Source organism: Pseudomonas sp. 478, assembly GCF_003254125.1.
Taxonomy (GTDB): Bacteria; Pseudomonadota; Gammaproteobacteria; order Pseudomonadales; family Pseudomonadaceae; genus Aquipseudomonas.
Genome location: NZ_QKZG01000004.1, coordinates 48241 through 74188 on the forward strand (window position 1 = coordinate 48241; position 25948 = coordinate 74188).

The window sequence follows — 25948 nt, forward strand, 5'->3', positions numbered from 1 at the left end:
CTTGACGCGCTCACTCCTTTGTCTATGAACATAAGGAGGGGTCTCATGAACCGCACCGATCTCTTCGTCATCGAGTACAAGCTCCATGGAGAGCCGAGGTCCTTCATCATCAGGGCAAAGACAATGTGCAATGCGGATGCCTGGCATTGGGCGAGTTGTGATGCCGGATTGGCACCTATTCCCAGACCCGGGAAACCGCCGCTTAAAGTCGTATCCAAACCCCAGGCAGAGCGATACGGGGTCACTGATGTGAAATGGCGCGAGTCCGCAGCGCTGGATTGGACGGATATTTAGTCTTCATGAACGGTCAGCGGTCATCGCGATGACCGTAATAAGAACAGATAAAAAAACGGGAGGTCAGTTCAGGCCTCCCGTCGTTCATTCGACCTTTTACGAAGTGCCTAATCCTCGTGATAGATCGGCAGGCGAATCGGATGCTGGACGGCGCTCCCCATCCGGTCTGATTTGCGTGCCCGAATGATCAGTGGTCTTTGTCACGGTGTCGCGCACCGCCTCAAAGCCCTCCCGTGCCTGTTGCTTGACCTTGTCGGTCAGATCCGCGCTGGTCTTGCCAAGGTACCGTTGTTCAGTTGCCGTCGACGGCAATGCCGCCCCCAGCATGGCGCCCAAAGCGATGCCAGCAGCGGCGACCATCAAGGGTTGTTCCTTGAGCAGATGGCTGAATTGATTGCTCATGACGTGGGTGCTGCGCACCATCCGGTCGCCGACATCATGCACGGCGTGGCTGATGTTTTCGGTGGCGGCACCCAGATTATCCGTCAGGTTGACGGCTTTGCTTTTGACCGTTTGATAACCCTCCTTGAGCGTATCCGTGGTGCGGTGCAAATGCTCGCGCGCACTGTCGATACCGTCCGCCAGGCCATCGGCCCACTCGCCAACCCTGCCCTGATCGGGGACCGTTCGATAAACCGGGGTCGGCGGACGGTTCTGACTCATCATCAACCACAGCAACCCGACTGACGTCAGTACAGCGGGAACGGGATTGTTACGAACACTGGTGCCCAGGTTGTTCAGGAACATCGAGCCATTGCTCTGCATCAAACCCAGCGCCTGATCGAATATCTGACCTGGTGTGAATTTGCTTTCCAGCGCATCAACGATATTGCCGATGCTGGCCCGCTGCGCATCAATTTCACGCTCGATGGCTTCGGGGCTTTTTTGTGATTCCAGTTCAAGTTCACGGTTCATGAGACTTTCCTCCGCAGGGCTTCCTGGTCTTTATTCAAAGCGTCCAGTGTGCGATCTGGCTTGAAGTGAGATGGCTCGAATTGTTTTCTTCCTGACTGCAACATTGCGAACCCGATGATCATCACCACCACACCCACAATCAGCGCAGCCAACCAGGGCGCCATCACGAGGCTCAGGCCGTAGACGGCAGACATCAACAAGATAATGAAGCCTGCCAGCAGCACAATCGCACCGCCCGCGACCGCGGCAATGCCGGCCTTGAGCGTCGCCAGGCTGGCTTGAAGTTCGGCTTTGGCCAATGCCAGTTCCTTGGTGAACAACGCTGGCACTTCGCGCGATAGCTGGCGTAACAAACCGACAACTGATGCGTCATGTTCAGTGGCGGACACCGGTCTTGTGCTAGGGAAATCCGAATCTTCTCTGTTCATCACAGTTCTCCTTTGAAGGCTGTCGAGCCAGGTGTGGAACTCGTTGCGAAGTCCGAAGGACGATCTTGTTCATTCGGTGAAGCCGGCGTGATGCCTGTGTCCTGACCGGCGCCTGGATCGGTACGGGGTGCAACGGAAGTTTCGTAAGGTCGTTGGGCGCCAAAACCGCCTGGGGGCGGCATTGAGTGGCCTGCTGCCGGGTCGCCGGTATCGGGGAATGTCGCCGCAGGGGCGCTGCCGGCTTTCAGGAATCGCGACAGGCCAAAACCCAGCGCAACACTGCCTGCGATGAAGAGTGCGGGGTTGTTACGCGCCAGGTTGGCCGCGTCGTGAAGCAGCTGTTCGGCACTCTTTCCACGCAGGTTGTCCGCCAGACCGCTCATGGACTGCGCGATGTCTGACAGGTAGTCGGACATACCGAGCGTGTCTTTGCTTTCAATCTCGCAAACGAAGGATTTCGTTCCCTGCGCCAACGCCTCGATCTGGTCTGCTGCCGTGTCGCGGTATTGCCCAAACTGGGCATCGGCCTGCTGTCTTGCGCCGCCAATCGCCTCTGTTACGTGTTCCTTCAAGTGTTGAAAATCCTGCTCCGCTTTTCCGGAACCCTGCTGGTCGGTCTGACCGTCCGTTCTGGTGTCTGAAGTATTCATGACTGCCCTCGCCTTCTGGATGAAAAAAAGCGGTATCGGGTTCGCCACGAAACGCCCGTAGCCCCCCTCATTGCAGATGACGGAGCCGCGTTACGGGAGTTCCAATGAAATGATGAGCGATGCGCGGGCAAGACAGTTCGGGAGTTGTGTGGATCATCGTCGAAGCCTTCCGCCCGAGTTTCGGTGGCGGATTCCGTTCCGCTTCGGCCGCCGAACTCAAGACCCAATTGGCAGCCTATGACGGCTATCCGCTCTACCTGTTCGACGGACCGCAATACGTGTCCGATTGGTGGAGCAACGGGTGCGCTAATGCTCATCGCCTCAATGGCACCGAAACATCCAGAAACTGTCGCACGTTAAACAGCGCTAAATTTCTCGCGCCAAGATTGAATGCGGAGATTTAATCATGAGCACAACACACCGACAGCCGTTCTCTGGGCATTTGCTTATGGTGGGCTATGGCAGCATTGGCCGCGGTGTGTTGCCGCTACTGCTGCGCCATATTGCAATTGATCCGGACAGGCTAACTATCATTTGCCCTTCCGCCGCTGCCCGTGAAGCGGCGCAACAATATGGGGTGAAGGTGCAACAGGAGGCGTTGACTGAAGAAAATTTTCACCAATGCCTGCAAGCGCAACTTCAACCTGGGGATTTCTTGCTCAATTTATCGGTGCAGGTCTCCAGCCAAGCGCTACTCGCCTTTTGCCAAGCGCATCAAATTCTTTATCTGGATACCTGCACCGAGCCATGGACAGGTGGTTATAACGCGCAAGACCAAGTGCCAGAAGAACGCACCAACTATGCTTTGCGACATGGTGTCCTTGCTTTGCGCGCAAGCAAGGAAACGGCAACAGCGATCATTACCCATGGCGCCAATCCAGGGCTGGTATCGCATTTGGTCAAGCGAGCGCTGGAGAATCTTGCAAATGATACAAATCACACATTCTCTTCCCCCCTGCAACGCCAAGACTGGGCCAAGTTAGCCTATGACCTTGGAGTGAAAGTCATTCATATTGCCGAATACGATTCTCAGTGTGCTGACCGCCGTAAAGAAATCGGAGAGTTCGTAAACACATGGTCAGTGGAAGGCTTCATCGCGGAGGCATGCCAGCCCGCGGAACTTGGCTGGGGCAGCCATGAACGTGCACTACCTCCTGACGGACGGCGACATCCCTATGGCAGTCAAGCGGCAATCTATTTGGAACGCCCCGGCGCTGCCACTCCGGTGTATACCTGGACGCCCGGAGTGGGGTCAACGCTGGGTCTGCTTGTCACACACAGCGAAGCTATTTCCATTGCCGAATATCTGACGTTGGGTGAGGGCCATCATCCCGACTATCGGCCTACGGTACATTACGCTTATCGGCCTTGTGACGATGCGCTTCTCTCGCTCTATGAACTGGCGGCGCACCATTGGCAGCCACAAGATCGCCATAGAGTGCTCGATGACGATATTACTTCTGGCTGCGACGAACTGGGCGTTCTGCTGCTAGGGCATGAGCGCACCGCCTATTGGTACGGATCACGACTCGGCATCACTGAGGCGCGAACACTTTGCCCCAATAACAGTGCGACCAGCCTTCAGGTCACTGCCGCTGTAATGGCTGGCGTTGTGTGGAGCCTGCGCAATCCTCGCCGAGGAATTCTTGAACCCGATGAACTGCCACACCGGGAGATCCTTGATCTTTGCACGCCCTACTTGGGAGAACTGAAGGGTTTTTATAGTGATTGGACGCCACTTGCGAATCGTCAACCGATGTTTCCAGAGCACAGCATCGAACCGGACGACCCTTGGCAATTCCGCAATTTTCGAGCCAGCTGGTGAATGCCTGTCCTGAATGGCAATGGCCGTCGTCAGTGGTATTCCAACCTGCATGTCGCCTGTGGCAAAGCTGACACCTATCGCCATCCCTTCCGGCAGGTTATGCAGCGTAATTGCCAGAACGAAAAGCTAGGGTCGACTCCCTGCGGTTTGTCTCAACCAGTACAGGCGTGCGTTCCTACCGTCTTGCCGAAGGAATTTTTGGAACCCCACATAATCATTCGTTCATGAGTGACAGAAGAAACTCATGATTGCAGCGCATGTTCAGACCGATGGCCAAGCGTTTTGGTGTCACCGAGGTGCAAGGGCGCAACTCTGCTTCGCTCGCCTGGGAGGATCGCGAAAATGAGTGAACGAATTTCGAGCTTCACCGATGAGCGTTATTGGGACGATAAAATCGCCACCAATGCCGAACAATTCCACGAAGCCGATCGGCTCGATGTGGAAGCGTACAAACTGATTCAAGACGATCGAAGCCCCGAAGCATGGGCGCGATTCACCGAGGCAAAGACCAAGGCTGACGCGAAGCGAGCCGCTGCATTCCAGGAATGGGTGCGCCTGAAACGCATGATGACAAAGGAGGTGAGCGATTGAGAATTTGATTGAAAGAACAGGAGGATTGTTCGCCTTCTTAATCGACATGGCGAGCAATCCCCCTGAGAGTTCATCCCATTTCGTTGATGCACACTACTTTGGGTTGTGTCATGTCCTCATAGGCAAATCGAACGCCTTCTCGTCCCAGACTTCCGTACTTGAAGCCACCGAAAGGCATGGCATCAAAACGGTAATCGGAAGAATCATTAATCATCACTCCGCCGGCTTCGATTTGCCGCGCCAACTTCAAGGCCTTGGAAAGATCACGTGTGAACAGTCCCGCATGCAAGCTGTATTCCGAGGCGTTGGCCAGAGCAACAGCATTATCAAGGTGGTCAAACGGTTCCAGGATAACCACCGGCGCGAAGACCTCCTGCTGCCAAATCCGACTGTTATGGCTTACACGCTCCAGCACGGTCGGAGCATAGCTTCCCGCTTGGCGATGATGTCCGCACAGAAGAAGAGCACCTTCGGCCAGCGCTTCATTCACCAGCTGTTCGGTGCGGCGAGCCGCCTGCTCTGTGATCATCGGGCCAACATCCGTTGCTCGTTGATCAGGATCGCCAAGTACCAATGCACGTGCCTGGCTGACAAAGCGTTCACGGAAATCTTCGTAGATTGAACTGTGCACGAGGATGCGCTGCGTGCCGATGCAGTTCTGTCCCGCTGCCCAGAAAGCACCCGATACACAAGACTCTACGGTCGGTTCTAGATCACAGTCTTCGAGCACGAGAACCGGTGCATTTCCTCCTAGATCCATCGCCAGTTTCTTCAAGCCTGCACTTCGCGCAATGGACTCTCCAGTGGCAAAACCACCCGTGAAGGAAATCATCCGCACTTCTCGCAGCTCCACCAATGCTTTACCCAGATCGACGCCTCCGGTCGCCGGGGTTACCACGGACGGAGGTAGGCCCGCTTCCACCAGGCACTCAACCAGTTTGAGAGCCGACAACGGAGCGAGCTCTGAGGGTTTCAGGATCACAGCATTGCCACCGGCGATAGCCGGGCCCAGTTTATGGGCGACCAGGTTCAGCGGATCGTTGTAGGGGGTGATCGCGACGATAAGCCCCAGCGGCTCACGAGTGAACCAGCCTTGGCGCGATTCGGAGCCTTCATAGGCCTCGAATGGAATCACTTCCCCGGCGTTACGACGAGCCTCTTCCGCCGATAGCTTCAGCGTGTTCACACAACGCTTCACTTCCTTCTCTGCTTGCCGCAGCGTTTTTCCTGCCTCTGCAACAATGAGTCTGGCGAATGCCTCTGCCTCGTACTCTACACGTCGAGCCGTTTCCTCAAGGATGCGTGCGCGCAGGTGACGGGGCATTGCCGCGCTCTCACGCACGCCGATTCGCGCACGCTCCAGCAAGCCAGGAACTGCGGCTGCATCGAGGCAAGGTACGCTTCCCACCAGGCGACCATCGAATGGACTGAACACATCAATCTGTTTGGCATCAACAAGCTGAATGCTGGCCATGCTGGATACGCTCATGACGACTCTCCTACTACTTGCCGTGGGTGGTATGGATAGCGACGATGTCCGACAGCAACGCAAAGGCAGTCTCGATACGCCCTGCCCCAGGCCCGGACACCGTGACAGCCCCCAGAAGTTCGGTGTTGAACGACACCGCATTCGTGGCGCCGGAAACGCCTGCAAGAGGATGCGAATTCGGCAGCAGTCGAGCTTCCACACTCGCTCGAACCGAGCCATCAACTTCGCGATTTGCAGAACCGATCAGCTTCCAACTTGCACCGTTGGCACTTGCTTGAGCGATGTCCCCTGGACTGATGCTGCTAATCCCTGAGCAAGCCACATCACTGACGCTCAATCGAGCATTGAGCAGTTCGTTGGCGAGGATCACCACCTTGAGACGAACGTCAAAACCCTCCACATCAGCAGTTGGGTCTGCCTCGGCATAGCCGAGCTGTTGGGCCTCTGTGACAGCGTCGTTAAAAGTCAGGCCGTCCTTCATGCGGGTCAGCACATAATTGGAAGTTCCGTTCAGGATGCCTTCAAAGCCTTGAACCTCTGCACCTGCCAGAGCCTGTCTTGCCAGGCGAATCACTGGCGTACCACTCATAACCGAACCTTCGTACTCGAAGGCAACACCATTACGACGCGCCAAATCCTTAAGCTCAGCGCCGTGTAACGCAATCGGCCCCTTGTTGGTGGTCACAACATGGATGCCGCTTTCCAGTGCCCAGCGGCAGAACGTAGTAGCGGGCTCACCATCGACAGGGTTGGTGAAGGTGGCTTCAGCAATCATGTCAGCACCAGAATGCTTGATCACGGTTTCATTGAAGGCCTCAGCATTGCCGCCAGGCAGTTGAGCGAAAGCACCTTTCTCAACGGGCAGCGCGACCAACTGCTTTGCATCCAGACCGTCTTTGGCAACGATGGAGCCCAGAAACAGATCGGTGACACCGACAATTTTGATAGTGAAGCCCAGGGACTCTTTCCACTCGGCATTACGATCGGCGACTAATTGGGCGAAGCCACGATTCACGCCACCAAACCCTACCAAGGCAATTTTGTACTCAGTCATAAAGCTGTTCCTTTATTGATGTTGTTCGATAGGAACATCCTAAGAGCCGAGCTTTGGCAGTTGAATATGGCAGAGTGCTGTATTTGTTGGCCGTTTTGCCCGTACAGCAAGACAAGGTGTGTACGGGGCAGAAAGCGCCTTTCTTTGTGCTCAAAACACTGCAGAAAGGACGAATGAGGTGACGGTGTTTTCCACCCCTGGCATCGCAGAGATTTCCTTCCAAACGAGATGGACACGTTCGGGAGAGGCCGCATTGACTCGAAGCATCAAATCAAACTCACCACTCAAGACTTCACACTGAACCACCTCGGGGAGCGAGCGCAGCGCGGCAAGTACCTCTTCTCCACGCATGCGGTCGTAGCGGTAGACAAAGATCACTGCACTGATCAGCGAAGAAGGCCGTCGGGAATCACCGAGACGTACCGTATAACCCTGGATGGCGCCGTCTCGTTCAAGACGCTCAATGCGCTGGCGCACAGCATTGCGAGACAAGTTGACCTTGGCGCCCAACTCAACATGGGCGATACGAGCATTCGCTGTAAGTTCGGCAAGTATGCGCTCGTCCAGCGGGTCCAGAATGCGCTTCATACGTGCCTCTGCTGTGCCAACAAAAGGGCCCGGCATAGACCGTCTAGATCGCCTTTAGCCAAGTACGGTGACTGAGCAAAAATGTCAGGAGTTGTTGGCACCTCTCCCTGCCAGACACCTAACTCGGACAACAGAGCCGCAGATTTGGCCGGAGCAATTTGCCCAAAGGTCACCATTGGAGCCCCCAGACTGCGTCGATGAATTCGGCCAGCCAGCACACCTACAGCAGTATGTGGATCGATTGCAGACCCGGTCTCACAGAACAACTTGACGACTTCGTCGCGAACCTGTGATTCGTCTACGGCATAGGAGTCGAACAAAACTCGGGCTCGGAGCCACTGCTGGTTGCCAATGCTTAACTCGCCGCACTCCTCAAAGTGCTCCATTAACGCCTTCGTTGAGCTCCCATCGTGCCCATACAGCTCCCAAATGAACCGCTCCAAATTGGAAAACAGGGAGAAATCCATCGCTGGAGACAGCGTTCGGTTGCTCACTCGGGTCGAGTAGCGATTGCGGTGAATGAACTGGTGAAGTGCGTCATTGCTGTTTGTAGAAATGATCACCTGGTTGATGGGTAATCCCATTTTCTGAGCAATGTAGCCGGCATAGATCTCAGCAGAGCTGGCTGCTGGAACGCTGAAGCCTACAGGACGTGTTCCGCCCCCCAGTTGCAAGGCAGCATGGAAATAAAAAACGATCTGCGCGAGGACGCCGACCCAGTTCGTGGAGTTGAAACAGATCGGTATTACCCCATCTAACGGCCAGGCCCGGAAGAGCCGAGAAACCAACGTCTGGCAGTCGTCGAAATTACCGTCGACTGGAAAAAGCTGAACCCGATCTGGGTCTGCCGCCTGCAGGACAGAGAGTTGCTCAGCCGGTAGCCCATTGCGCGGATACAGTATCGCCATCCGAGTGCCCGGGCAGTTAGCAAACGCCTCAAGCGCAGCCAGCCCGGTATCGCCATTGGTCGCGCCGACGATCAGCGCCTCTCCACCGACCTCACCCAAGAAATGCTCCACCAAGCGCGATTGCAGTTGCGCAGCGAAATCTTTGGACGAATGGGTCGGGCCATGAAACAGCTGGAGTATCCACTCGTTATGGCCAATCTGCTCAAGCGGCGTAATAGCACGGTGGTTGAAGTTTCGATAGCTGTCGCTCAGCAAGGCCCGCAGCGTGCTTTCGTCCATGGAAGAGCCAACGTAGGGTGAGACCACTCGCCAGACCAGCTCATCGAATGGTAACCACGACCAACTGGTAATTTGCTTCTCAGTGAAGACAGACAAACTTGCCGGGACATAGAGACCACCATCTTCAGCAAGCCCCGACAGAACTACACTGCGAAAATCCGCCCGCACGTCACCGCCGCGTGTGCTTACGTAATGCATGAAGACCCCACATCAGAATTACAAAAGGCGGTGAGCTTGAGCCACCAACCAAGTAGAAAAAGTCGCGGCATCAGGCGAGAGCTGCTCGGCCTGCTCACGCACTAGATAAAAAGACTCGCTGGCTTCGATTCGGTGATTGAACGGAGCAATCAGGTGCCCACTCTTGAGCAAATCTTCCACTACGGAAGACCGCGCCAAGGCAACGCCCTGACCTAGTTCTGCCATGCGAATTGTGGAAATCAGTGTGTCGAACTGAAGACCACGGGAATAATCGACTTCGTTTGCTCCAACCCGCTTCAACCAGTAACCCCAACCTTCCTCGTACCCCAACACATGAAGCAAAGAATGGTTCATCAAATCGCGAGGCTCACGTATCGGTGATTTGGCCATAAGCTCTGGCGAGCAAACGGGTTGGAGGATGTCCCACGTTAATCGCTGAGAGTGCAATCCCGACCACTCACCGCATCCCCAGCGAATTTCCAGGTCATCCTCTCCGTCCGGTTCCTTCACCCAAATGTTGCTGATGTATCGGATGTCGATGTGGGGATACTCTCGACAAAAATCTTCGAGCCGAGGGGCCAACCAATAGTGAAGGAAGGAAAGGCTGCCACGCACCTTCACATGCCTTCGATTACGCTGACCAAAGATCTCGTTGGTCCCCACCGCCAGACGACTGATTGCGTCCTGTACCACTGGCAAGTACGACTGCCCTTCTTCGCTCAAGCCAAGCCCTCGGGGCAGGCGCTTGAAAAGCGCCACACCGAGATGCCCCTCCAACTGACGGATCTGTTGACTGACTGCACCTTGAGTCAGGTGCAACTCCTCCGCTGCATGGGTGAAATTCAAATACCGCGCCGACACTTCGAATGCCCTCAGCCAATTCAAGGGTGGTAGTGATTTCTGATTCATCGGCGCAACCTTATCGAAACTTATCGGAGCTCAATCATTGCCTGAGCCAATCAAGCTGCGCCAGCGGAATGATGGACAGCTGCCGCCAATGCCAACCGTTCTTCTCGCTTCTTGCGAGTGATCCAATAAACGAAGTAGCACCACGCGATAAACGGAAGGCCGAAGTAAAGTGCTACACGCTGTTCCGGATCAAAGGCAATACCGACACAAGCCAGCAAGCAGCACAACAGCGCACCAATTGGAACCCAAGGGTAGCCGCGTACACGGAAATGCAGATCCTCAACTCGCCCGCCATTGGCGACGTATTGTCGGCGGAAGGCTATCTGACTCGCAGCGATGCTCATCCACACGACCACCACTGCAAGTCCAGAAATCGACACCAGGGCCAGGTAAACCGTATTCGGTGCAAGCACACTGCTTAGAAGAGACGCGACAGCACCGGCCATACTCAAGACGATCGCATTAACCGGCGTACCCTGGCGCGATAGCCTGGCGAAACGCTTAGGCATGTGCCCTTGATCACTTAACGTCCAAAGCATGCGCGAAGCCGCATACAACCCTGAGTTAGCCGCAGAAATCAGCGCGGTAAGAATGACAAAGTTCATGATGTCAGCTGAGTACGGGATACCAATCAGTTCGAACACCATCACGAATGGACTTTCGATGACGCCGGCCTGTTCGCGGGGCAGCAAGGTCGCAAGGACAAAAATGGTACCTACGAAGAACAGCGCCAAACGTACTACTGTGGTGCGGATCGCCTTGGGAACGCTTGTCTGAGGATCCTGCGCTTCACCTGCCGCAATCCCGATAAGCTCAGTCCCGGAAAATGCGAAGGAGACAGCTAGAAGTGTCATCGCAATGGGTAAGAAACCTGTAGGGAAAAGCCCTTCGCGGGTAAAGTTGGAGAGTCCGGCGCCCTGCAAATGCTGTACTTGGAAGAGGCCGCAAATAGCCCCACCACCAATGACGATAAAAGTGATAACGGTCAAAACTTTAATGAGCGAAAGCCAGAATTCAGTCTCCGCAAATAGACGAACAGATACAACGTTGCTTACAAAGACTGCAATGGCAAAAAAAGCGCTCCAAATCCATACCGGCGTATCGGGGAACCACCGAACCATCAAGATACCCGCGGCCGTAAATTCAGAGCCAATAGCGACTGCCCAAGTGAGCCAGTACAGCCAGGCCACCGTATAACCCGTACCTGGGCCCAAGTATCGAGTTGCATAAGTACTGAAAGATCCGGTTTCTGGCATCTGTACCGCCAACTCACCGAGACAGACCATTACCAGATACACCATCACCGCGCCGATGATGTAGGCAATTACCGCACCGAGTGGCCCTGCCTGATTAACGGTGTAACCGGAAGTAAGGAATAATCCCGTACCGATAACACCGCCCAACGCCAACATAACAATGTGACGGGTTTGCATTTCTTTCTTGAAGTTTAACCCTGGATCGGACTGATCGTTTTTTGCTTGGATAGTCATAGTTATATTCTCATGAAATGTTCGGACAAAATTTCTCGTTACCGACTACTAGGCAGCACAATTAATTTGTCGCTAGTTGTTATTGTTTTCACTCTTCATGAACGGACGTATTGCCGAGTTCAGCTTCCCACCTCGGTGAAACGCTCGGTGTTTCCAGCGTGAAGGCTTGAATGAAATTGTTTATTACGAACCCACTCAAATGCTTGTTTAAGATCAGCCAGCAAGTCGGCCGTATCTTCAATACCTACAGAGACCCTGACCAAGCCCTCAGAAATCCCAAGTGCCTCGCGTTCCTCCAAGGTGTTTTCCACATGGCTTGTCGTCCGTGCCGGCCCGTAGATGGTTTCAACCGCTCCCAGGTTGCCCGCACGATGGGCATACTTAAGCAGCGGTAGCAAACGAGTCACTGTTTCCATGCCTCCTACCAGCACGAAGCTGACAATTGCGCCATATCCACGCATCTGCGAGCGAGCAATGACATGACCTCGATGTTGAGGCAGTCCCGGATAGTTCACAGATTCAACCAGCGGCTCGGTGCAGAGATACTCGGCCAGTGCTTGTGCACTCACCTGCTGCTGACGAAGACGCAAAGCCAGAGTCTTGATGCCCCGGATGATGAGATAAGCCGAGAACGGATCCAGCGAGGCCCCATTGATTTCGCGGTAGTGGCGAACTTGAGACATAAGATGCTCGCTGCCGCAGACCATACCGCCAAGCACATCGCCATGACCGGACAGAAACTTGGTTGCGCTGTGAACTACCACATCAACCCCTAGGGCAAGGGGATTCTGATTTAAAGGCGTCGCGAACGTATTGTCTGCTATGACCAAAGCCCCAACGCGCTTCGCCGCCGTCACCAGGCGTCGAATATCCAGAACCTTCAGTGTTGGGTTCGTCGGGGTTTCCAGGTAAAGGACATTGCAGCCTTTTGCGATCTCATACTCGATAGATTCGGTGTCGAGGGTATCGCAAAGCGTGACCTCGACTCCCATGCGAGGGAGAAACTCTTCGAAGATTTTGTTTGTGCCGCCGTAGCTGTCGCGGGTAGAAACCACACGCTGACCACAGGACAGGAAGGTATGCAGCACTCCACTGATTGCGGCCATCCCGGTACTGAACGCGACAGCCGACTCTGCGCTTTCAAGCTCGCAGAGTTTGTCTTCCAGGACAGAGACCGTAGGGTTGCTCATGCGGCTGTAAATGAACCCCGGTTCTTTACCCAATGCCACGTCATACCATTCATCAATGTCTTGGTAACCGTAGGCGGCACTGACTACGATGGGAGTTTGGGTAGCGTTGTAGGGATGCTGAACTTGCTCCCCTCCCCAAACCACTCGCGTCCCCAAACCAGCACCCTGGCTATGGCCGGGTTTTATCTTGTCATCCATAAATCTATCTCGCATCGATGAAACACAGATGTGTTCCGATTGGGCTTGCGATGACTATAGGGAAGGCTTGAGCGTGTGAAAAATCATGTTATCTGGGGCTAAGGGGTGGTTTTTTTAATGGATGTCGATATGAAAAAGCCATGGGCATGGCTTTTTCGTCAGTGAAGCTCAATCGCGCTTCCGCCGCGCCAGGCAATTAGTGACCGCGAATATACTGTTCGAGTTGCAGAATCAGGTTTGCTTGTTCTGTAATTGCAGCTTTGACCAGATCACCAATCGACAGCAAGCCAAGTAGTTTTTCGCTTTCTACAACAGGCAGATGACGAAGATGACGTTCGGTCATAATTCCCATGCAGGTCTCAATACTCTGACGAGAGTCCACCGTTATCACGGGTGAACTCATAATAGTCCTGATGGGTGTGCCCGCCGAGGAACGCCCCTTCAATACCATCTTGCGCGCGTAGTCTCGCTCACTGATAACACCGATAACAACTCCGTTCTCTACGACAGGCAACGCGCCAACATTCCGTTCAGCCATGGTCCTGACAGCATCAATGACCATTTGCTCTGGTGCAACGGTGTAAACATCATGATTATGTTCGGATTTCAAGCAGAGTAATTGCGCAACAGTTTTCATAATGAAACCTCTCTTATTTTTATCAAACACAAGTACCCTACACCGGGAGCTCAGACAGCAAACAACTCAACGAACAATACAACCAGTCTGAATCAGAAAAAGAATCTGAAAATTAAAATCCAGCGTTAGAATCCGCCAGTACGATCAATGCTTTCGACTCCGTTCAACCGTCTTCGATGGCACTTCCAAAAATAATTTCTTGTAGTCGGATGAGAAACGACCCAAGTGGTTAAATCCCCACTGCATCGCCACCGCTGCAATGTTTCCATTGCATCCGCCCTCCAGCAACGCCTGTCTTACAGCTTCAAGCCGAAAACGCTTTAAATACACAGTCGGCGTAATACCGAAATATTTCTTGAAGTCATCATAGAGCTTGAAACGGGATACACCCACCGCCCGCCCGACCTCGTCCAAATTGACTTCATCGCAGGCATGCTCATGTATAAGTTTTTTGGCTTTTAATAAATATTCAGGACAGCGAATCTGCGAAAGACTAGCCAACTCGCTCGAATAATTATTTGGCTGCGACAAGATCAAACCCTTTATCAACGCTTTTTCAATATCACGGGTAATGGAGACATGACCAAAAAAATCACGTGCCTGATCCATCTCCACAAGCAGAAATTTTACCAGCCGCCACCATGCAGCAGGAGCGCCGTCACTTGTACTTATTTGGGCTTCGAAGACAATCGGCTGTTGCGAGGGCCTCTGTAACAGTTCCTCCAACACTTGCCGCATTGCCGTACACGTAATGGCGACCTGAATTTTTCGACAATTACCTGCAATAGAGAGTTCTTGCTGATCATAAGGCGATACGATTATTCCGTTTCCGCTATCGGACATCAGCAATCCATTGGGTTTTCTCAGTTCCTGCGCACCACTGATTGGTAAACTGATGCTGTAACTATTGAGTACTGACGCGTCAATATCGATAGTGACATCGGTACCGTATTCGATATATCCAATCACTGTAGACATCGACTTCAAAATATTTCCGGCATGTTGAAAATGAAGGCGCTGCGGGGACGATGCCTTGAGTTCGTGGGGGCCGCAGATATTCACCATCCAGGCTTGCGCACCTTGTACATCATGATGCACTGCATGGATGTCTTGAAATTCAGCATTATTCCCAGCATGAGTTTGCAGATTCATCGCAGCACCAAAAAAGTTACCGATCAGGCTATAACCATACTTTCAACGTCTCAGAATCACTATCCGCATAATGCAAAAATCGTCATAAAAACGCACAAAAGAAACCCGCCATGATTTTCCCACAAAGAGCGAGCCTTACCACCTCAGAAGCGGATAGATATCGCCTCGAATACGGATAGATGCACCACACAGAAAGGCTTTCAATCGGGGTGAGCCTAAAAACTACAAAAGGGTGTACCTGATGAACAACTCGAGAAGCATTGCGCAGTGGCAAGAATACATCCAGGGCTGCCTGGATTTCCGTCCAGCTGAAGGCATTTACCGCATTGCCCGTGACATGTTTACAGAGCCGGAACTGTTCGACCTGGAGATGGAACTGATCTTCGAGAAGAACTGGATCTACGCCTGCCACGAGAGCGAAATCGCCAACCCCAATGATTTCCTGACGATGCGTGCTGGTCGTCAGCCCATGATCATTACCCGCGATGGCAACAATCAGCTTCATGCACTGATCAACGCTTGTCAGCATCGGGGCGCGACACTGACTCGCGTCAGCAAAGGCAACCAGTCCACTTTCACATGTCCGTTCCACGCATGGTGTTACAAAAGTGACGGCCGCCTAGTCAAGGTCAAGGCCCCGGGGGAATACCCGGAAGGCTTCGACAAAGCAACCCGAGGTCTGAAGAAAGCGCGGATTGAAAGCTACAAGGGCTTCGTTTTCATTAGCCTGGATGTCAACGGCAGCGACTCCCTGGAAGACTACCTTGGCGATGCCAAAGTGTTCTTCGACATGATGGTCGCCCAGTCTCCTACCGGCGAGTTGGAAATACTGCCCGGCAAGTCGACCTATAGCTACGACGGCAACTGGAAACTACAGCATGAAAATGGCCTGGACGGTTATCACGTCAGCACCGTGCATTACAACTACGTTTCCACGGTGCAGCATCGCCAGCAAGTCAATGCCGCCAATGGCGGTGGCTCCAGCACACTGGACTACAGCAAACTGGGCGCGGGTGATGCAGAAACCGACGACGGCTGGTTCTCGTTCAAGAATGGCCACAGCCTGTTGTTCAGCGACATGCCCAATCCATCGGTGCGCGCCGGTTATACCACGGTCATGCCGCGTCTGATCGAGGAATACGGCCAGCAGCAGGCCGAGTGGATGATGCACCGCCTGCGCAACCTCAACATCTATCCAAGCCTGTTCTTTATGGATCAGATCAGCTCGCAGCTGCGTATCGTGCGCCCGGTGGCCTGGAACAAAACAGAGATCACCAGCCAATGCATCGGCGTCAAAGGTGAGTCCGACGCAGACCGAGAAAACCGTATTCGTCAGTTCGAGGATTTCTTCAACGTTTCAGGCATGGGAACCCCGGACGACCTGGTTGAGTTTCGCGAAGCCCAGCGCGGATTCCAGGCGCGCCTCGAGCGCTGGAACGAAGTGTCTCGCGGCAGTGAAAAATGGGTCGAAGGTCCCACCCCTAACAGCGAGGTTCTGGGTATCAACCCGGTACTGACCGGCACTGAGTTCACCCATGAAGGGCTCTACATCAATCAGCACGGATCCTGGCAGCGCTTCCTTTTGCAAGGTCTGGAACAAAAAGCCCTGAAGTTGAAGGAGGTGTGAAATGAGCGCACTACAGTATTCCGTCGAACAATTTCTCTACCGCAAAGCCGAGCTGTGTGATCAACAGAACTGGGACGCCTATATCGCCCTGTTTGATGAGCAGAGTGAATTCCACCTGCCGCAATGGGAGTCAGAGCATGTGTACACCACCGACCCCAAGCGCGGCATGTCGCTGATTTACTACTCGAACCGCTCCGGTCTGGAAGATCGCGTGTTTCGTTTGCGCACGGGTAAATCGGCGGCTTCAACGCCGATGCCGCGCACCTTGCATCAAATCAGCAATGTGCGCATCAACGAGCTCGACAACGGACTTCTTGAAGTCAAGGCAGCCTGGGTCACGCTCTTCACGCGACAAGGGTTGTCCGAGCAGTTCTACGGCCATGTGACCTACCACCTCAAACCCGTCGCGGACAGCTGGAAAATTACTCGCAAGCACATCGTATTGCTGAACGACACCATCAACTCAGTGCTTGATTTCTATCACCTTTGAGCTGTGGAGCACGCTGTCATGAATCATAAAGTCGCTTTCAGCTTCGCCGACGGCAAGACCTCGTTCTTCGAGGTCAAACCAAACGAGTTGCTGCTCGACGCCGCGCTGCGCAATGGCGTAAACATCCCCCTGGACTGTCGCGAAGGTGTTTGCGGGACCTGCCAGGGACGCTGCGAATCAGGCCAATATACTCAAGATTACGTTGATGACGAGGCCCTGTCCGAACAGGACTTGGCGCAACGCAAAATGCTCTCTTGCCAGACCCGCGTGCAATCGGATGCCTCGTTCTATTTCGACTTCGATTCGAGCTTGTGCAACGCTGGGGCCACTCAGTTATTGCAAGCGGTGATTACCGGTGTAGAGCAGGTTTCGGCCACCACGGCGATCCTTCATCTAGATGCTTGCTCCCACTCCCAGCAATTGGACTTTCTTCCGGGGCAATACGCTCGATTGCATGTACCTGGAACCAGTGAATGGCGCTCCTACTCATTCGCCAACCGGCCCAATCCCAATAATCAGCTTCAGTTTCTCATCAGGCTGTTGCCTGATGGAGTGATGAGCAACTTCATCCGTGAGTATTGCCGCCCCGGAGAAGTGCTCGAGTTCGAGGCGCCTTTGGGTAGCTTTTACCTACGTCAGGTCAGTAAGCCTCTCGTCCTGGTGGCAGGAGGAACCGGCCTATCGGCCTTCCTCGGAATGCTGGATACCATTGCCGAAAAAGGTGGTTGCGGACACCCGATCCAACTGTTCTATGGCGTCACGCAGGATAATGACCTCTGCGAAACTCAACGCCTGGCTGATTATCGCGAGAGAATCGCGAACTTTGATTATCACTTGGTGGTGTCGAAGCCATCAGAACACTGGAAAGGTAAAACCGGCTGGATTCCTGATCACTTCGACCGCCAGTCGTTCGAAGCCAATCCATTCGACATTTATTTGTGCGGTCCCCCGCCGATGGTCGAAGCGATTAAAGCCTGGTTCAGCGATCAGAAGATTGAGCGGTTCCAGATGTATTACGAAAAATTCATCGAGAGCAATTCCAAGCATTGAGATTGCATGAGGAATATCTGGTGCAGACCAGATATTCCTGTGCTTTTTTCATTATCCGCCGACGCTGCTGATCAATACCCCACCGTCGAACTCTCAGCGATCAAAACGATCTGCCAAATGCCGTAGCGCTTTGGCCTGAGCGAGCAGATCCTCGCCAATCCGCTGACCGTCCAATGCCTTATCTACACTTTGCGTCGACAGCTCGGCCACTTGCACAACCTGTTGTGACAAGCTCTCGACCACTTGGGATTGTTGCTCCATGGCGGATGAAATCTGCATGCTCATGCCAGATATTTGGGTCAGTGACAAACTCACTCCAGCCAAATTACCTTGGACTGATTCCACCTCGCTCGTACTGTTTCGCGCGAACTCCCGCCCCTCGTTGGTCAGTTGTACGGTGCGTTCGGTCGCATTACGCAGTTGCAGTAACAGCGGTTGGATTTGCTGTGTTGCTTCCTGAGTCCGAGTCGCCAGTTGCCGTACCTCGTCGGCAACGACGCTGAACCCCCTGCCTGCTTCGCCGGCGCGAGCTGCTTCAATAGCCGCGTTCAGAGCAAGTAGATTGGTTTGTCCGGCAATCGAACTGATGATGTTGGTAATAGCGCCAATGGACTCGGTAGAGCTGGCCAGTTGTTGAACCGCCAGTGCAATATCCCCAACCGATGTACTGAGTTGCTGCATCGCATCGAGGCTCTTGCTGGACAATTGTTCGCCATGATTGGCAAGCCGGGCAGCTTCCTGAGTGGCCAGATTGGTGGCCTGAACGTTGCTGGCAACTTCCTGTATGGTGGCGCCCAATTCGCTAAGGGCGGTCACCGACAAATCGGTTTCATCGCGTTGCCGTTCGAGGCGCAGGGTTTCGCCCTGGATCAACTGGGCAAGCTCGACCACCTGCTGTTCTACGACGCCCCCGGTCGTCCCTATTCGTGACAATGCGCTTTGCAGACGACGTTCTTCGGCAACCAGTGCCATCTCCATCAACGCTGCAACACCTGGCGCGCTGCTGTAAATTTTCGCGGTCAATCGATCGGCAAACGCTTTGGGATGCGCCACAAAAACTTGCTTGACGGCTCGGGTCTGCCGCCAATCCTGAATACCCGCTATAACGAGCGATCCAGCAACAACTAAGGCGCTCTGAGTCAAATGGGAGTTCAGTTGCCAAAGGCCTGCTGACAACAGTAATCCGAGCGGCAGGGTCGGTAATGCAACGCCCACTAGTTGATGGATATGAGAGCTCCACTGCAGAACGCCGCCTCCTGATTTCAATCGCGAGTAGAGCTTTTCTGCACGCTCACATTGCGCTTGCGAGGGTGAGCTATAGACAGCCCCATATGCCTGAACTCCATCATCGCCGAACACTGGTTTTATGTAGACGTTCAGCCAGTACGTTGAACCGTCCTTGCGCCTGTTCTTCAAAAGTCCCATCCAGGGCTTTCTTTGTTGCAGCGCGCTCCACAGGCTAATAAAAATATGTGCAGGCATATCAGGGTGCTTCAGAAGACTGCTTGACTGTTGCAACAGCTCCTTACTCGTATAGCCGGTAAGTTTGATGAACGCGTCGCTACTCTGGGTAATGCGCCCCTGCAGGTCGGTGCGACATATCAGAACAACATTGTCAGAAGAAGTAGGAGATGCAGACATGGCTGAAGGTCCCAAAAATGAAAAAAAAGCCCGCCCCCTAGGGGCAGGCAAAAGACCAAAGTAATCGAAGCTATGGAGCACAATGACTGTGGCGGTCTAAAAATGATGGACATACCGCACTTGCACACGACTACCTTCAGGACGATTCTCGACGTCCTGTTCGAAGTACGCATTCACAAATACATGATCCTCTTTGGAAAAGCTGTACATCGCCCCAGGCCCGATTGCCCATACCTTTTCGCGGCGGCCGGAAACCTCATGACCGTCAACTTTGGTATCCGTGATTTGCTTCAGCCAATAGCCATTGATACCCAAACGCAGCTGCGGCGTCACCGCATACTCAGTAGCAAAGTTTGCGTGTAAAGCCTGGCCGGCTTGCATATCGTCGGCGCCACCAAACGCCGGGCCCGGATCATCGTTCTTGCCGTTGTAAAGATAGTGAGCACGAACGGATGCAGTCCATTTTGGAGTAAACCAATAAGTGGCCGCCCAATAGGGGTCAAACGACCAAGCGTTGGCGCCCGGATTGATGTCATGCTTACTGTCGTATTTGCCAGTCGGCACGTTCACCTGCAACTCAATGCGATGCGCGAAACGCGGTCCATCGGGTCCCATGATTGGATCAAACTGAATCATCGGGCCCAAAAGCAGATCGCCTACGCCACTTTGAGCCTTCAGCGCCACATTATTGAGTCCGTCATCAACATCCATGCTCGTTACAAAAGGAAGCACGGCATTCATACCCAGCGTAGCGTTGCCCAAGCGAAGGTCGGAAAAATAGCTGACTTGTGTCACCGCGACCTGATAATCCAGCTCCTGCTTGGGCAAGCCCAGCGACTTTCCATTTTGATCCCGAAAACGATTGGCACTGTAATTCTGGAAGTATTCCTGAAAGTACCACCCCGCCCCCGCTGGCGGCGCACCATCGAGAAAAGTTGTTAAACCCAGATTGACGACTGGCAGGTCATACGCCTGCGCGGTTTCAATTCCCAAGAGGCTAGTGCTCAACACATATACCGATAGCAGTTTTCTTTTTATTTTCATGACGCTCTCCACTTACAGCAAGGCTAAAGGCAGAGAAGTTGAACGTAGCAATGGGCGCGTAAAGGCTGTCCGTTACCACATAACGTTGAACCCTTGCCGCACAAGCAGCGCATCAACAAGTCTCAACACCTGTAGGATGTTCAGCAGGCATTAGTGTTTTTACAACCACCATTTTTTTATTTGGGGGCTGGGCTTGATCATGATCACCGCCTCTCTTTCTGACTATCCGCCAACTGCATGGGCTATCCACTATGCGCGAGTAAATCCAACAGGCTATTTGTTCAAGATGACTAGCCCACCTTCGGCATTTAAAATGCAACGCGGTTTAGGCTCGCCTCAGCAATTAAACGGCATCAGAGCTTTTCAGTTAATTATCCGAGAGCACTAGTCACTTCATATGAATAGCCCTAGAAAAATTGCGCTTGTAACGGGTGCTGGACAGTGTACCGGGCGGGGAATCGCCCTTCGCCTGGCCAGAGAGGGGGCTGATATCGTATTGGTCGATAAGGACGCAACGCTGCTGCGGCATACGTCCGAAGAGATCATTGCAGTGGGGCGTCGCGTGTCAGTTTTCCTAACCGATCTGACCCGACAGAAACAACTTCAAGAGGCAGTCGATCATGCGGAAAAAACATTCGGCAGCTTAGATATCATGGTCAATAACCCTGAATTTGAGAGAGAACACCCAAACGCTGATATTGGCTATGACGAAGTTGCACGACTGATCAATCACAGTGTTCAAAGCACACATTGGGGCATTCAGGCCGCCGCGGATAAATTTCGTCAGCGTTGCCAAAAAGGCACGATCATCAACGTATTGTCCAGCGCCGGGCATGAAAACCCGACACTGATCGATATTCTCTCTGCGTCAAAAATGGCGGTGCGGGTGCTGACTCAGGCCGCATCCAAAGAACTGGCTCCGGCCGGAATCATAGTCACTTTGCAATGTTTCGGATCCATCATTCCAATGGCGAGATACGTGTCGTAACAACAGGCGTACTTCGCCGTTCGAAAAGAACGGCGAGGTTCAAGCCCTGACTTATCGATTTACCCCGGGATGTTGCGCAGCCACTCGATACTGCCCGCCGTGAAACACCAGCGGCTCCCCTGCGCCGTGGCGGTAGTGTTCGATTTGTCCAAGGAATATCAAATGGTCACCGCCCTCATATTGAGTGACATTGCGGCAGACCAGCGTGGCAATCACGCCATCGAGCAGAGGCACCCCGGACTCTCCGGCCTGGAAGGCCACACCCGAAAACTTGTCTGGCGCAGGTCGTGCAAAACGTCCGGAAATATCGTGCTGATCTGCGCCTAGGACGTTGATCGCAAAATGCTCGCACGACAGGTAGTCCGGCAGACTCGGCGCGTTGCGCGCAATACTCCAAAGCACCAGTGGCGGATCGAGTGAAACCGACGAAAAGGAGTTGGCGGTCATGCCAACATTGCGTCCATCGGTCGTGCGCGTAGTGATTACGGTCACCCCAGTGGCAAACTGCCCGAGCAGATTGCGCAGTTCGCGTGGATCGCAATCCTGCGCGTTGACCAGATCATGTTCGATGGATTCTGCGGTAAGTGCATTCATGATGAACTCCTGGCTCGATGGCGGCTCAAGCGGCCTGACGAGTCTTTTTCTGAATAAAGGCCTGGCAAGACTGGGCGTCGAACCACCAAGGTGCGAAAGTGCGTGGATCATCGAAACCATTGGCGATGGCCGATGCCAGAGGTTGTGACTGGCTCGCGGCACCGAGCAGTTCGAGCAGGTGCTGAGGCGGTGGTGTCAGCATGGTGTTGGTCCACTTGACCACATGCTGGGCATAGCTCCAGTACTGCTCGAAGGTGTCATGCATCCAGTCAGGGCCAAAGTCTTGCGTGCCACGAGCGATAATCGCATCCAGGTAAACCTTGCTGCACTTGGCAGCATTGTTGGAACCTTGGCCCGTAATCGGGTCGTTGACTACAAGAGCATCGGCCATACCAAAGACCTTGCGTCCCGACGGCAGCGTCAATACCGGTTTGCGTACCATTGGCGTGAATCTGCCGGACAAGAATCCCTTGTCATCAGTCATTTCCACGGAGCGGCAGCGTTCGGCTTCCCAAGGGACGTAACGATTGATCAGCTCCAGGCTTTTTTCGAGATGTTGCTCGGCAGATGTAATCCCCTGCCAGCAGTCCATCGGCCCACCCGGAATTCCTTCAAAGACCATGATTTCGCAAGGTCCGGTGGTCGTCAGGCAAGGAAACACAAAGTACTCGCCTACACCTGGAATCAGGTTGAAACTGACCCGGGAAAACGGCGACATCGGTGTCATACCCTTCACATAGGTCAACGACAGCGCCCTTTGCGGCTGCTGAAACTGAGTACGCTCGGCGTCTTTTTCAAACAGATTGACGATTTCGCCCTTGCCCGCAGCCAGCAGTACCAAATCATGGGTGGTCGACAAGAGCTCCAGCTCGGCTACCCCGACATCCTGGATAATGACCTCACCGCCACGCTTTGCGACCTCGTCCAGCCATACCGGCATTTTCAGGCGCTGATCGACGGATTGGGCATAGCGATCCAGCCGGGTACTCCAGCTGAACAGTGGCTCATTGGGCTGCTCTGGGTTAGGCACTGCCAGACCAATACCTTCAACAGCCGGGCATTGGTCTTCCCAGAAGTTCAGCCCCAAATCACGCTCACTCTGCAAGGCGGCGTTGAACATACACTGACTGGACATCACTTTACCGTTGCGAATGTCCTCGCCATTACGATTAGTGGTCAAGGTGACATGGTAACCCTTGGCGAGCAGGCCTAGAGCGAGTTGCAGGCCGGCTTGACCGGCTCCGACGATGGCGATTCGACGCATTGTTATTCTCCTGGTTATCGACGGTTACAGGTGTGGCATTCGGCAGTCGCCGAACAGGGTTTCTTGTTAGGGTTTTGTGTTACTCGGCAAGCCGTGGTATCGCCGGCAGGTTCTGTTCCGGTCCCATGACCGAGTAACCTCCATCGACGGCATAATCCGCGCCCGTCACAAAGCTGGCGGCGGGTGAACATAGAAACGCCACCACATTGGCCACTTCGGAAGGTTCTCCCAAGCGCCCCAACAGGTGATAGGAAGCGGCGACCGCATCAGCCTTCTCACGGTTATCGCCACTGACTTCGGCGATCACTCGCGACCAGGTCCAGCCAGGCGATACCGAATTGACGCGGATGCCGTCAGCAGCCAGATCCATGGCCATGCAGCGAGTCAGCTGCACCATCGCGGCCTTCGAAACTGGATAGAGCCAACGGCCGGTCTGGGCACACTTGGCCGAGATGGAAGTGAAATTGACAATCGCACCACGTCGCGCTTTAAGGTCCGGATGCACGGCTTGAGTCAATGCCACCGCTGATACCAGGTTCACATCAAGCGCTTGTAGCCAATCCTGACGGCTGGAAGCAAAGCCCTGATCGCTGTAAGTGCAGGCCAGATTGATCAGCAGGTCGACTCCACCAAAACGTGCTCGAACTTCTTCGACTGCATGCGCGATGAGCTCGTCATCCGTCACATCGAGATGAAAAAATGCGGCTCGCTCACCCAGTTCGGTGGCGGCCTTGAGACCCGCTTCACGATCGATATCGAACAGTGCAACGCTAGCCCCCGCATCCATTAACGCCCGAGCCACGGCGGAGCCAATCAAGGTCGCACCACCGCTGATAACAGCCACTTTGTTCTGTAGATGTGACATGGTTATCCCCTTAAACCGACTTGTCGGCGCTGGAGGCCCAACTCGGCATCAACGTATTGGAAGGCAGCGATTCATCGAGCAGTTTCCGGGCAGTCACTACACCGGCCACTGGCAACCCTGTCGGGTCAAGCAGGCCGATCTGAACCAGCACACTGGCCTGATCCCAGTAGATGTGTTCGTGATAAAGCTTGGGGCCGCGGAACTTGACTACGCCAAGCATCGGGATCTCGACATAGCGTCCGGTTGGTGCTACCCCGGGAAGCATCCAGTCGATCTCGGAGTCATGGGTAAAACTCATGATGAATTCATCAACGATCTGTGACGCACCGACCGTGCGAGACAGCGGCGTGAGCGCCATGTCCTTGGGATTGCCATGGACGAAGTGATGTTGGTAGAAGCGGCTCAACTCTTTTGCACCCACGCCGCCGGTCATGGTCGGGATGTGATTGACGTAAGGTTCAGCGACCATGGTGGCCATAGTTGCAGGTACGTCCCGGGTATCGAACTCGTGTCGCACGTGTTCATCCCAGAGATCAGAGAGGTTGTAGTCAGGGCCTAGAACCCGACGCAATGCAGCCACAGTCCGTTCGTGAGCCAACAGTGCCGACGGTTTGTGATAGTGATGGCCGTTAGGGCGAGCGAAAGCATGATCAACTCCCGGATAAACGTAAAGTTCAACACCTGGCTTGTCGTTCAGTACCTTTTGAATCGCGGACCGAGCCTCGGCAGGACAGAACTGATCTTGTTCGGCCATATGGAGCACCAGGCGACCTTGCAAACTTTCAGCTTCCGGCAAGGCGTTTTCAATACCCACGCCGTAGTAGCCGACGGCACAGGCTACTTCAGGTAACCGACACGCCGCCAGGTAAGCCAGCTTGCCGCCCAGGCAGTAGCCCACAACACCCAGGTCGCCCGGCTTACATTGGGGCAAGCTCTGCAGGGCATTCAGACTGGCGCGAATATCATCGATACCAAGTGCCTCGTCGAAACCTTGGTAGAGCTCGTAAGCGCGACCAAAGTCTGCCTCGGTGTAACCTAATTCGACACCGGGCTCCTGGCGCCAGTACAGGTCCGGTACCAGCACGGTGTAACCTTCTTCGGCCAACAGGTCAGCGACTTCACGCATAGCCTGGTTAACACCAAAGATTTCCTGACAGAGCACCACGCCCGGGCCGCGACTATCGACGGAGGTCGCCAGGTAAGCCTGGAAATGACCACCGGACGCAACCGGCACGCTGACATATTGGCCTTTCATATCGATTCTCCAAGGGTTCAGGAACGTTGGAGATGATATTGGGCACCTTTAGAGGTGCCGACTATCCGCTGAATGCGATGCCTGTCCGTGGTATGCAGGAAGTTACACAGGCCAGAATCTGATGCGCAAAATGAAACAAAGCTGTGAGAGTGGCCAGAAAGAGCAGACGCCGAACGTTCACCTCATCAACCAACTGTTTGAAGGAGAGCCGAGCGGGGACGTGACTGCCGCGCCTCACGCTCTTCAAAATGCTCGACGAGCAAAAAAGTGAACCAAGGGCGGACCGGTATAGGAGGAGAACAAAACTTGTTCAGTACAATCCTTGAAGGTGAAAG

26 protein-coding genes and 1 pseudogene are annotated in these 25948 nt (G+C 54.0%); 8 read left to right on the forward strand and 19 right to left on the reverse strand.

Annotation, left to right across the window (positions count from 1 at the left end):
• Positions 1-45: 45 nt before the first annotated feature.
• On the forward strand, positions 46-294 hold the full coding sequence (locus tag DFS28_RS09995; RefSeq protein WP_111449601.1) for a DUF6555 family protein: 249 nt from the start codon (positions 46-48) through the stop codon (positions 292-294).
• Positions 295-390: 96 nt separating this feature from the next.
• Here DFS28_RS09995 and DFS28_RS10000 read toward each other — a convergent pair whose 3' ends face one another.
• Genes DFS28_RS10000 through DFS28_RS10010 form a run of 3 tightly spaced genes read right to left on the reverse strand, consistent with a single transcriptional unit; the run spans position 391 to position 2287 of the window.
• On the reverse strand, positions 391-1209 hold the full coding sequence (locus DFS28_RS10000; protein WP_111449602.1) for a DUF3618 domain-containing protein: 819 nt from the start codon (positions 1207-1209) through the stop codon (positions 391-393).
• Positions 1206-1637, reverse strand: coding sequence for a phage holin family protein (locus DFS28_RS10005; protein ID WP_111449603.1), 432 nt, complete (start codon positions 1635-1637; stop codon positions 1206-1208). Before DFS28_RS10005 ends, DFS28_RS10000 begins: the two co-directional genes overlap by 4 nt.
• Positions 1637-2287, reverse strand: coding sequence for a hypothetical protein (locus tag DFS28_RS10010; RefSeq protein ID WP_111449604.1), 651 nt, complete (start codon positions 2285-2287; stop codon positions 1637-1639). The genes DFS28_RS10005 and DFS28_RS10010 overlap by 1 nt, the downstream gene beginning before the upstream one ends.
• A gap of 119 nt (positions 2288-2406) precedes the next feature.
• Between DFS28_RS10010 and DFS28_RS30610 the strand changes: the two genes are divergently transcribed.
• Both DFS28_RS30610 and DFS28_RS10015 read left to right on the forward strand, forming a co-directional pair.
• A complete protein-coding gene (locus DFS28_RS30610) occupies positions 2407-2691 on the forward strand; it encodes a hypothetical protein (protein ID WP_165933956.1) in 285 nt (94 codons plus the stop codon).
• 2 nt (positions 2692-2693) lie between these two features.
• Positions 2694-4112, forward strand: coding sequence for a homospermidine synthase (locus DFS28_RS10015; RefSeq protein WP_111449901.1), 1419 nt, complete (start codon positions 2694-2696; stop codon positions 4110-4112).
• Here DFS28_RS10015 and DFS28_RS10020 read toward each other — a convergent pair.
• Positions 4089-4238: pseudogene (locus tag DFS28_RS10020) on the reverse strand (ZIP family metal transporter); the annotation flags it as partial. The gene DFS28_RS10015 and the pseudogene DFS28_RS10020 sit on opposite strands and share 24 nt — an antisense overlap.
• A gap of 216 nt (positions 4239-4454) precedes the next feature.
• Here DFS28_RS10020 and DFS28_RS10025 point away from each other — a divergent pair.
• Entirely contained in the window at positions 4455-4703 is a 249-nt protein-coding gene (locus tag DFS28_RS10025) for a hypothetical protein (RefSeq protein WP_111449605.1), read from the forward strand.
• A gap of 70 nt (positions 4704-4773) precedes the next feature.
• Here DFS28_RS10025 and DFS28_RS10030 read toward each other — a convergent pair whose 3' ends face one another.
• The 9 genes from DFS28_RS10030 to DFS28_RS10070 all read right to left on the reverse strand — a co-directional run bounded on the left by DFS28_RS10030 (position 4774) and on the right by DFS28_RS10070 (position 14795).
• Positions 4774-6192 (reverse strand): aldehyde dehydrogenase family protein, encoded by a 1419-nt coding sequence (locus DFS28_RS10030; RefSeq protein WP_111449606.1) that lies wholly within the window; start codon positions 6190-6192, stop codon positions 4774-4776.
• A 13-nt stretch (positions 6193-6205) separates the two neighbouring features.
• Positions 6206-7246 (reverse strand): homoserine dehydrogenase, encoded by a 1041-nt coding sequence (locus DFS28_RS10035; protein ID WP_111449607.1) that lies wholly within the window; start codon positions 7244-7246, stop codon positions 6206-6208.
• Positions 7247-7396: 150 nt separating this feature from the next.
• Complete coding sequence (locus DFS28_RS10040; protein ID WP_008154112.1) at positions 7397-7834, reverse strand: Lrp/AsnC family transcriptional regulator; 438 nt, start codon at positions 7832-7834, stop codon at positions 7397-7399.
• Positions 7831-9219, reverse strand: a complete 1389-nt coding sequence (gene thrC / locus DFS28_RS10045; RefSeq protein WP_111449608.1) for a threonine synthase — start codon at positions 9217-9219, stop codon at positions 7831-7833. The genes DFS28_RS10040 and thrC overlap by 4 nt, the downstream gene beginning before the upstream one ends.
• Before the next feature lie 18 nt (positions 9220-9237).
• Positions 9238-10128, reverse strand: a complete 891-nt coding sequence (locus DFS28_RS10050; RefSeq protein ID WP_111449609.1) for a LysR substrate-binding domain-containing protein — start codon at positions 10126-10128, stop codon at positions 9238-9240.
• 50 nt (positions 10129-10178) lie between these two features.
• Positions 10179-11618 carry an amino acid permease gene (locus DFS28_RS10055; protein WP_111449610.1) on the reverse strand — a complete coding sequence of 480 codons (1440 nt, stop codon included), beginning with the start codon at positions 11616-11618 and terminating at the stop codon, positions 10179-10181.
• Between the two features lie 119 nt (positions 11619-11737).
• Complete coding sequence (locus DFS28_RS10060; protein WP_111449611.1) at positions 11738-13006, reverse strand: cystathionine gamma-synthase family protein; 1269 nt, start codon at positions 13004-13006, stop codon at positions 11738-11740.
• A 196-nt stretch (positions 13007-13202) separates the two neighbouring features.
• Positions 13203-13643, reverse strand: coding sequence for a CBS domain-containing protein (locus DFS28_RS10065; RefSeq protein ID WP_111449612.1), 441 nt, complete (start codon positions 13641-13643; stop codon positions 13203-13205).
• Between the two features lie 144 nt (positions 13644-13787).
• Positions 13788-14795 carry an AraC family transcriptional regulator gene (locus tag DFS28_RS10070; RefSeq protein ID WP_111449613.1) on the reverse strand — a complete coding sequence of 336 codons (1008 nt, stop codon included), beginning with the start codon at positions 14793-14795 and terminating at the stop codon, positions 13788-13790.
• A 241-nt stretch (positions 14796-15036) separates the two neighbouring features.
• Between DFS28_RS10070 and antA the strand changes: the two genes are divergently transcribed.
• Genes antA through antC form a run of 3 tightly spaced genes read left to right on the forward strand, consistent with a single transcriptional unit; the run spans position 15037 to position 17962 of the window.
• The gene (gene antA / locus DFS28_RS10075; RefSeq protein WP_111449614.1) at positions 15037-16422 is read left to right on the forward strand and encodes an anthranilate 1,2-dioxygenase large subunit; all 1386 of its coding nucleotides are present in this window, start codon (positions 15037-15039) and stop codon (positions 16420-16422) included.
• Between the two features lies 1 nt (position 16423).
• On the forward strand, positions 16424-16912 hold the full coding sequence (gene antB, locus DFS28_RS10080; RefSeq protein WP_111449615.1) for an anthranilate 1,2-dioxygenase small subunit: 489 nt from the start codon (positions 16424-16426) through the stop codon (positions 16910-16912).
• 18 nt (positions 16913-16930) lie between these two features.
• A complete protein-coding gene (gene antC, locus DFS28_RS10085; RefSeq protein ID WP_111449616.1) occupies positions 16931-17962 on the forward strand; it encodes an anthranilate 1,2-dioxygenase electron transfer component AntC in 1032 nt (343 codons plus the stop codon).
• 93 nt (positions 17963-18055) lie between these two features.
• Here antC and DFS28_RS10090 read toward each other — a convergent pair whose 3' ends face one another.
• Together DFS28_RS10090 and DFS28_RS10095 are read right to left on the reverse strand one after the other, a co-directional pair.
• The gene (locus DFS28_RS10090; protein WP_111449617.1) at positions 18056-19603 is read right to left on the reverse strand and encodes a methyl-accepting chemotaxis protein; all 1548 of its coding nucleotides are present in this window, start codon (positions 19601-19603) and stop codon (positions 18056-18058) included.
• Positions 19604-19699: 96 nt separating this feature from the next.
• A complete protein-coding gene (locus DFS28_RS10095; protein WP_111449618.1) occupies positions 19700-20647 on the reverse strand; it encodes a transporter in 948 nt (315 codons plus the stop codon).
• Positions 20648-21044: 397 nt separating this feature from the next.
• On the opposite strand from DFS28_RS10095, the gene DFS28_RS10100 reads away from it, so the two are divergent.
• Positions 21045-21635 carry an SDR family NAD(P)-dependent oxidoreductase gene (locus tag DFS28_RS10100; protein ID WP_111449619.1) on the forward strand — a complete coding sequence of 197 codons (591 nt, stop codon included), beginning with the start codon at positions 21045-21047 and terminating at the stop codon, positions 21633-21635.
• A gap of 51 nt (positions 21636-21686) precedes the next feature.
• Here DFS28_RS10100 and DFS28_RS10105 read toward each other — a convergent pair whose 3' ends face one another.
• The 4 genes from DFS28_RS10105 to DFS28_RS10120 form a co-directional block, all read right to left on the reverse strand.
• A complete protein-coding gene (locus tag DFS28_RS10105) occupies positions 21687-22229 on the reverse strand; it encodes a flavin reductase family protein (RefSeq protein ID WP_111449620.1) in 543 nt (180 codons plus the stop codon).
• Between the two features lie 25 nt (positions 22230-22254).
• Positions 22255-23493 (reverse strand): styrene monooxygenase/indole monooxygenase family protein, encoded by a 1239-nt coding sequence (locus DFS28_RS10110; RefSeq protein WP_111449621.1) that lies wholly within the window; start codon positions 23491-23493, stop codon positions 22255-22257.
• A gap of 79 nt (positions 23494-23572) precedes the next feature.
• Positions 23573-24358 carry an SDR family oxidoreductase gene (locus DFS28_RS10115; protein ID WP_111449622.1) on the reverse strand — a complete coding sequence of 262 codons (786 nt, stop codon included), beginning with the start codon at positions 24356-24358 and terminating at the stop codon, positions 23573-23575.
• Positions 24359-24368: 10 nt separating this feature from the next.
• Positions 24369-25613 carry a dienelactone hydrolase family protein gene (locus DFS28_RS10120; RefSeq protein WP_111449623.1) on the reverse strand — a complete coding sequence of 415 codons (1245 nt, stop codon included), beginning with the start codon at positions 25611-25613 and terminating at the stop codon, positions 24369-24371.
• Positions 25614-25948: the final 335 nt, after the last annotated feature.